Genomic DNA, 8,047 nt, shown 5'->3' on the forward strand with positions numbered 1-8,047 from the left:
GCTCGCAATAACCGGCACAGAACACCGCCCACGCCTCAGCATTGGGCGACAACCCGTGGTGGATATGAATTGCCGCCAGATTGCCAAAGCCGAGGCGGCTCAGCACATGGAGCAAGACAACGGAATCGCAACCGCCGGACAGCCCCACCCAAAGACGGGCCTCCGTCTGGAGACGGGGGGCGAGAAAAGCGCCGACCCGCTCCCTAAGATCAGCTGACAGGCTGTTCCTTGTAGCGGCCATAGTTCATCAGCCGCTCATAGCGCGCTGCCAGAAGTTCGGCCGTCGACTGGCCGGAGAGCTGCTTCAGCGCATCCTGCAGGGCCTTCTTGAGATTTTGCGCCATCGCTGCGTGGTCGCGGTGCGCACCGCCGAGCGGCTCATTGATGATTTTGTCGATCAAACCAAGCGTTTTCAGGCGCTGGGCCGTGATGCCCATGGTTTCAGCAGCTTCCGGTGCCTTCTCGGCGCTCTTCCACAGAATGGAGGCGCAGCCTTCCGGCGAAATCACCGAGTAGGTCGAGTATTGCAGCATCTGCAAAGTATCGCCGACCGCGATGGCCAAAGCACCGCCTGAACCGCCCTCACCGATGATGGTAACGATGATGGGCACCTTGAGTTCAGCCATCACGTAGAGGTTGCGACCAATTGCCTCGGACTGGCCACGCTCTTCAGCATCAATCCCCGGATAGGCGCCCGGCGTGTCGACGAAGGTCATCACCGGAATACCGAATTTTTCGGCCAGCCGCATCAGACGTAACGCCTTACGATAGCCCTCGGGGCGCGGCATGCCGAAGTTACGATAAATCTTGTCCTTCGTATCGCGGCCCTTTTGATGGCCAATAACCATGACCGACTGGCCATTGAAGCGAGCCAGGCCGCCGACAATGGCGTGGTCATCAGCAAATGCGCGATCACCGTGCAGCTCTTCAAAATCAGTGAAGATCAGTGACAGGTAATCCAGCGTGTAAGGGCGCTGCGGATGGCGGGCCACCTGGGAAATCTGCCACGGACTCAACTTGGCGTAGATATCCTTGGTCAGCTGACCGCTCTTCTTCTCCAGTCGCTCGATCTCTTCGGAAATATCGACGGCGGAATCATCCTGCACGAAACGCAGTTCTTCGATCTTGGCTTCAAGGTCGGCGATGGATTGTTCGAAGTCGAGGAAACTAGTTTTCATGGACTGCTCGTTTGCTAAGTTGGCGCGCATTTTACCCCAAAGGTAAGCAGGCTACCGTTTCAGTACTCGACGGGCAGCGGGTCGAGACTACGCCACAAATACCACGTCGCAACCGAGCGCCAGGGGCGCCAGCGCGCGGCGAATTCAGCAAGGGCTCGGCGGGACTGTTTTTCGCCGGCAAAGTATCTTTCGCTGACGGCACGCTGCAGACCGATGTCGTCGAGCGGAAAAATATCCGGCCGCAGCTGGTGGAAAATCAGAAACATCTCTGCGGTCCACCGGCCGATACCGCGCACAGCAGTCAATTCGGCAATGATCTCTTCGTCACTCAGCCGTGACCAGGCCGACGGATCAAGCTGCCCACCGACAAAATGTCCGGCCAGATCGCACAGATACTCAATTTTTCGTCGGGAGAGGCCGCAGCCCGTCAAGCCGCTCTCGCCAAATGCGACGACGCGGGCCGGCACCACTTCGCCGAGTTGCGCAACAAGCCGCCCCCAGACTGCATCGGCAGCCTTGACGGAAATCTGCTGACCAACGATCGAACGCGCCAAGGTACCGAAGGCGTCGCCACGCGAGACAAGCGACACCCCGGCATAGCGCTCGACCAGTTCGGCCATCGTCGGATCATGGAGCGCCAAGTCTGCGGCAGCTTGGGACCAATACTCGGGAAACATCGGCAAATTATACGGAGAGGCTACGGTCAACCGGAAAAACGAGCCAATTTATGACAAGCATCACAGACGGCCGCGTTCAGGTTTGCTAGCATTGTCAAAAACACTCCGGAGAAAAATCAATGCCCGGCACGGCCCCCGTTTTCGTTTTTCCGCTACTCGGCGCCGATGATTCATGGTCCGGCTTCAGCGTGGAATTCCCCCCTGGCAGCCCCATCGATGGCGCAACACTGGCGCGGCTTTTTTCCTCACCCCTGCTCGAAACCTTCGACCATCGTCAGCCGTGGTTTCTGCCGGCCCTCGGCGGTGGATATGATGCAGGTGTGCTGACTGAGCGTTCGGTCACCGTTTTTCCGACCCACCCCGCCCCTCAGGATGCCGACGCGCTGAGCGAACTTGAGGCGAGCCTGCGCCTGGCTCGACGCAAGGTAGGACTGAGCGCCGCACCGGATACCAAGTTGCCGGCGGCAGGATGCTGGGACTACCTGCTGATTGGTAGCAGCCACGCCCGCAGCCTGCCGCCTTTTACCCTGTTTGGCCTGGCCAGTCGCACCACGCTGGTTGCCACCGATGTGCACACCCACAACGACCGCGAGTGGATTTTGAACAACGCCTGCGTCCTGTCGACATGCGAATTCCTGCAAACGCGCTCATCTCCTAATTCAAAAGCCGACATTACCCGGCTAAAGTTGTTGAAACTGCTCACCCTGATCGCCGATGATGCCGATGCTGGCGCGCTCGATACCATTTTTCGCGAAGAACCGAAGCTCTCCTACAGCCTGCTTCGGCTTGTCAATTCAGCCGCGCTTTCGCCGGGTAGCCCGATCACCAGCTTCACTCAGGCCATCACGCTGCTTGGCCGTCGGCAATTGCAGCGCTGGCTGCAATTGCTCGTCTATTCGGACCCGAACAACGGTCAGCACCCCAATCCGCTGTTGCAAAAAGCCGCCGCACGCGGTCGCCTCTTTGAACTGGTGGCCAATCACATCACCCCGCAACTGCCTGCCGAGCAGCTAGCCGATACCGCCTTCATGATCGGCACCTTCTCATTGCTCGACGTACTGCTCGGCATGTCGATGCCGGAAATCATGCGCCAGCTTCCGCTACCCGAAGTCGCCCAGAAAGCCCTGGTCGAACACCAAGGCGGATTGGGCGAACTTCTGGCCGCCGTCACCGCCGTCGACAAACACGACCTGAAAGCAGCATCAACCAAGCTCGCGGCACTCGGCATCGATGGTTACGACTACGTTGCTGCCCAGCTCGATGCCTTTGGCTGGGCCTCGAAAATCCACGTTGGAGCCTGATCAGCCAAAGCGGCCACTCAGGAAAGGGTTGGCCTTGCGCTCCTCGCCAAAGGTCGACATCGGGCCGTGGCCGGGGATGAACGCCACGTCGTCGCCGAGCGGAAACAACCGTTCCTTGATCGAGCGCATCAGCGCGTCGTGATCGCCGCGCGGAAAGTCGGTCCGCCCGATTGAGCCGTGGAACAACACATCGCCGACCTGGGCGAGATGGCTCGGCGGATGGTAGAAGACAACGTGTCCAGGCGTATGACCGGGGCAATGCAGCACATCCAGCTCGACCTCGCCAAAACGGACCTTGTCGCCATCCTTGAGCCAACGCGTCGGCTCGAAGCTGCGCACGTTGGGAAAGCCGAACATCTTGCTCTGCTGCGGCATGCCCTCGATCCAGAAACGGTCTTCCTCGTGCGGCCCTTCGATAATGCCGACCCCGCTCTGCTCAGCGAGCAACGCAACCCCACCGGCGTGATCGATATGGCCGTGGGTAACCAGTATCTTGGCCAGGCTCAGCTTTTCGTCGGCAAGCAGGCGCAGGATGCGTTCGACATCGCCACCGGGGTCAATGACCACAGCCTGGCGGGTATTCTCACACCAGAAAACCGTGCAGTTTTGTTCAAACGGGGTAACCGGGACGATGGCATAGCGCATGACTGGAATCGAAGAATTTGACCGGCCCGGATTATCGCATGTCGGCTCGCTTGCCCGGCGCCGCCGCCCCCCTTACACTCCCGGCGAACCTCCTTTTCCCGAAAGCCGACCATGCTTGACCACCCGCTGCCGGACCTCGATGCCTGGTCCCTGCTCTTCAGCAATAACGGCCTGCCGGTCCTCCGGGTGACCAAGCGGCGAATCGAGGAAATGCGCGCCAATCTTGACCGTGTCGAGGCCCGCGAACTGGCGCGCCTGATCCTCCAAGACCCAATCATGACCGTCCGCGTTCTGGCCTTCACCCAGCCGATGCGCGGCCACGCCCTGCAGCATGACATCACGACCATCGCCAGTTCGGTCGTCATGGCCGGTATCGAGCCCTTCTTCAATCATTTCGACAACCTGTTCACGATTGAGGACCAGCTCAAGGAAGCCGGCCCGCACGCCCTGCTCGGCGTTCTGCAAATCGTTCGCCGGGCCCAGCGGGCGGCCGATTACGCACAGGACTGGGCAGTCTGGCGCCACGACGTGAATATGGAAGAAGTGCGCATCGCGGCGCTGCTCCACGATCTGGCCGAGATTCTCGTGTGGTGTTCGGCACCGAGCCTCGGGCTGGCCATTCACGAGCAACAGAAGGCCACCCCGACCATGCGCAGCGCCGATGCGCAAAAGCAGGCGCTGGGCTTCACCTTCCAGGAAATCCAGCTCGAACTCTGCCGTGTCTGGAACCTGCCCGAACTGCTGCGCGATCTGATCGACGAAGACAATGCCGGGAACCCCCGCGTGCGCAACGTCACGCTGGCCGTCCAACTCGCCCGTCATTCGTCCTACAGTTGGGATGACCCGGCGCTGCCGGACGACTACAAGGACATTGGCGAACTGCTCAATGTCACGCCGGACACCGTTCGTCAGCGCCTTGGCTTATTGCCGGTGCCGGCCCGCGAAGCGGATGGCGAGGCGGCACTGACTTAGCCTGTTGCTAGCCGCAGTAACGCAGGTTGGCCCAGTCGAGCAACAGCTCGGGCATCTGGTAGGCGGCGAAGATCAGCGCCAGCAGCAACACCGCCAGCGCCACGCCGACACCGCCAAGGAACCAGCGCCAGTTTGCCTTCACGTGGCCGGACTCAGCCGGGCCAGCGGCTTTTCGTTGACCGGCCACGAGCAAATGGCGGCAAGGATCGACAGGCCGATGGAGATCGACCAGGCCAGCGAGTAAGAGCCCGTTTCGTCAAAAATCCGCCCGCCAAGCCAGGCGCCGAGAAAGCTGCCGAGTTGGTGGCCGAGAAAGACGACGCCAGTCAGCATCGACATGTAGCGCAAGCCGAAAATCTGGGCGATCAGGCCGTTGGTCAGCGGCACGGTAGCCAGCCACAGGATGCCGATGACGGCGGCAAATATCCACGCGGTTACGGTCGACAGCGGAATCAGCATAAAAATGAAAATAGCCACGGCGCGCAGGCCGTAGATCCAGACCAGCAGGTTTTTCTTGCTCGAGTGCCCGCCCGCCCAGCCGAAATAGAATGAGCCAAAGATGTTGAACAGGCCGATCAGCGCCACCGCCGTCATGCCGACATTGGCCGACATGCCGGCATCGACCAGGTAGGACGGCAGGTGGAGCATGATGAAAGCGGTCTGGAAGCCGCACACGAAATAGCCCCAGAACAGGTAGTGGAAACTGCGCTCGCGGCTGGCCTCGTGCAGCGCCTCGACGACCGACTGTCCGGCGCCGGCCGAGGGTTTGTGGCCGTCGGCCATGGCGTAGGCGAGCGGGGCAATGAGGCCGACGCCGCAGGCGAGCAGGACCAGCGCGCTCTGCCAGCCGTAAGTGGAGATCATCATCTGCCCGATGGGGAGCACGGCAAACTGGCCGAACGAGCCGCCGGCACTGGCGATGCCGAGGGCCAGGCTGCGCCGTTCCGGCGTCGTGTGGCGGCCGATGACACCCATGATGACCGGAAAGGTGGTTCCCGACAGGCCGATGCCGATGAGCAGGCCGGCCGACAGGTCGAGACTCAGCGGCGTCGGCGACACCGACATGAAGACCAGGCCGAGCACGTAGAAGCTGGCCGCGACGAGCAGTGTCCGGCCGGCGCCGAAGCGGTCGGCCAAGGCGCCCGCAAACGGCGAGCCGAGACCCCAGATGAGATTTTGCAGCGCGAAGGCGAACGAGAAGGTTTCGCGCGTCCAGCCGTTGTCGGCCGTCATCGGTTGCAGAAAAAGGCCGGCCGTGTGGCGAACGCCCATCGACAGCGTAAGGATCACGCAGCCGACGGTCAGGATGACGAGCGGCGTGCGCCAGGTGGCGTTTGAATTCATGCAAGCTCCTCAGGAGTGCTGTTGGAGCGTCTGGCTTACACCGGGTTCCCGGCGCGCGCTTCGAGACCTTCCCAGCGTTCCAGCCATTCGATCAACTCGTCGTCGATGGCAGCCAGTCGCTCGGAGGCCTTTTGCGCCGCAGCCGGGTCTGTCTGGTAGAGCGAACCATCTTCGAGGCGTTTGCTCAGCTCGACCTGTTCGGCTTCCAGCCCGGCGATTTTTTCGGGTAGCTCCTCCAGTTCACGCTGTTCTTTCCACGACAGTTTTTCGCCCTTCACCTTGGCCGGTTCGGCGGCTTTGGCGACGGGTTTCGGATCGGCCTTCTGCTTCGGCGCCGCCTTGGCCAGACTGGCCTTGTAAGCTGCCCAATCGCTGTAACCGCCGGCGTATTCCTGCCAGGTGCCGTCGCCTTCGGCGGCGATGGTCTGGGTCACCACATTGTCGATGAAAGTCCGGTCGTGGCTGACCAGGAACAGCGTGCCCTGGTAGGTCTGCAGCAACTCTTCAAGCAACTCCAGGGTTTCGATGTCGAGGTCGTTGGTCGGTTCGTCGAGGACCAGCACGTTGGCCGGTTTGGCGAACAGGCGGGCGAGGAGCAAGCGGTTGCGCTCGCCGCCAGACAGCGAGCTGACCGGCGAACGGGCGCGCTCGGGCGCGAACAGGAAATCTTCGAGATAGCCGATGACGTGCTTCTTGGCGCCGCCAATCTCGACCCAGTCCGAACCCGGCGAGATGACGTCGGACAGCGTCGAATTGGGATCGAGCTGGGTGCGGAACTGGTCGAAATAGGCGATGTCCATTTTCGTGCCCTGGCGGACGATGCCGGAATCCGGCTTGATTTCGTCGAGGATCAGCCGCAGCAGGGTCGTCTTGCCGGCGCCGTTGGGGCCGATCAGGCCGATCTTGTCGCCGCGCCGAATGCGGGTTGAGAAATCGCGCACAATTTGCCGTTGACCGTAGGATTTGAAAACGTGCTCGAGTTCGGCCACCAGTTTGCCGCTCTTGTCGCCGGCATCGAGTTGCAGATTGACCTTGCCCATCCGCTCACGCCGCGCCTGACGCTCGGCCCGCAGTTGGTCGAGCCGCTGGACGCGGAAGACGGCGCGCGTCCGCCGCGCTTCGACGCCCTTGCGAATCCAGACTTCCTCTTCCTTGAGCAGCTTGTCGGCGCGGGCGTTGGCCAGCCCCTCTTCGTGCAACTGGGCTTCCTTGCGCAGCTGGTACTCCTTGAAGCTGCCGGGATAACTCGCCAGCTTGCCGCGATCCAGCTCGACGATGCGGGTGCACACGCGGTCGAGGAAGGAACGGTCGTGGGTGATGAAAAACAGCGTGACGCCGGATTCAATGAGCAGGTTTTCCAGCCATTCGATGGCCGCGATGTCAAGGTGATTGGTCGGCTCGTCGAGGAGCAGTACCTCGGGCGCCACGGCCAGGGCCTGAGCCAGCGCCAGGCGCTTTTTCTGGCCACCGGACAGGCTGCCGACCCTGGCGTCCGGGTCGAGCCCGAAACGCTCGATGACGCGTTCGGCCTGCGCCTCGTAGGCCCAGGCGCCGCGTGATTCCAGTTCGTGCTGCAGTTCGGACATCCGGTTGAGCAGCGTCTCGTGATCGGCATCAGGCTCGCCGAGCTGGTGCGACACCTCGTGGTACTCGGCAAGCAGCGCGGCGTTGTCGCCCATGCCGGAAATGACCGCCTCGAAAACCGTATCCTCAGCCGCAAATGGCGGCTCCTGCGGTACGTAGCCGACGCGCGTGCCAGGCTGCACCCAGACCTCGCCATCATCGAGCCGCCCCCGCCCGGAGCCGGCCGCGATGGCGGCAAGCAACGACGACTTGCCGGTGCCGTTGCGGCCGATCAGGGCGACCCGTTCGCCTGGATCGAGCAGAAAATCGGCGTGATCGAGAAGCGGCACGTGGCCGTAGGCAAGGC

The 8,047-nt window shown here is 61.9% G+C and carries 9 protein-coding genes; 2 read left to right on the forward strand and 7 right to left on the reverse strand.

Features of this window, described 5'->3' with window-relative positions; all coding sequences use genetic code 11:
• The 3 genes from ADADOO_RS17185 to ADADOO_RS17195 form a co-directional block, all read right to left on the reverse strand.
• A partial coding sequence (locus ADADOO_RS17185) for a PP-loop family protein (RefSeq protein WP_511278736.1) occupies positions 1 to 241 on the reverse strand: 241 nt, incomplete at its 3' end.
• Positions 210 to 1,178, reverse strand: coding sequence for an acetyl-CoA carboxylase carboxyltransferase subunit alpha (locus ADADOO_RS17190; RefSeq protein ID WP_511278737.1), 969 nt, complete (start codon positions 1,176 to 1,178; stop codon positions 210 to 212). The genes ADADOO_RS17190 and ADADOO_RS17185, both read right to left, overlap by 32 nt.
• Positions 1,179 to 1,237: 59 nt before the next feature.
• Positions 1,238 to 1,819 (reverse strand): DNA-3-methyladenine glycosylase family protein, encoded by a 582-nt coding sequence (locus ADADOO_RS17195; protein WP_511278738.1) that lies wholly within the window; start codon positions 1,817 to 1,819, stop codon positions 1,238 to 1,240.
• A gap of 155 nt (positions 1,820 to 1,974) precedes the next feature.
• Between ADADOO_RS17195 and ADADOO_RS17200 the strand changes: the two genes are divergently transcribed.
• Entirely contained in the window at positions 1,975 to 3,156 is a 1,182-nt protein-coding gene (locus ADADOO_RS17200; protein WP_511278739.1) for an EAL and HDOD domain-containing protein, read from the forward strand.
• On the opposite strand, the gene ADADOO_RS17205 is transcribed toward ADADOO_RS17200, so the two are convergent.
• Entirely contained in the window at positions 3,157 to 3,801 is a 645-nt protein-coding gene (locus ADADOO_RS17205) for an MBL fold metallo-hydrolase (protein ID WP_511278740.1), read from the reverse strand. It abuts the gene before it with no gap.
• Between the two features lie 111 nt (positions 3,802 to 3,912).
• Between ADADOO_RS17205 and ADADOO_RS17210 the strand changes: the two genes are divergently transcribed.
• A complete protein-coding gene (locus ADADOO_RS17210) occupies positions 3,913 to 4,773 on the forward strand; it encodes an HDOD domain-containing protein (protein ID WP_511278741.1) in 861 nt (286 codons plus the stop codon).
• 7 nt (positions 4,774 to 4,780) lie between these two features.
• On the opposite strand, the gene ADADOO_RS17215 is transcribed toward ADADOO_RS17210, so the two are convergent.
• The 3 genes from ADADOO_RS17215 to ADADOO_RS17225 form a co-directional block, all read right to left on the reverse strand.
• Entirely contained in the window at positions 4,781 to 4,915 is a 135-nt protein-coding gene (locus ADADOO_RS17215) for a hypothetical protein (RefSeq protein ID WP_511278742.1), read from the reverse strand.
• Positions 4,912 to 6,117: an MFS transporter gene (locus tag ADADOO_RS17220; protein ID WP_511278743.1), complete on the reverse strand. Its 1,206-nt coding sequence runs from the start codon at positions 6,115 to 6,117 to the stop codon at positions 4,912 to 4,914. The genes ADADOO_RS17215 and ADADOO_RS17220 overlap by 4 nt, the downstream gene beginning before the upstream one ends.
• Positions 6,118 to 6,152: 35 nt before the next feature.
• Positions 6,153 to 8,047: ATP-binding cassette domain-containing protein (locus tag ADADOO_RS17225; protein WP_511278744.1), on the reverse strand; the 1,895-nt coding region annotated here is incomplete at its 5' end.

Source organism: Azonexus sp. (genome assembly GCF_036170495.1).
Classification (GTDB): Bacteria; Pseudomonadota; Gammaproteobacteria; order Burkholderiales; family Rhodocyclaceae; genus Azonexus.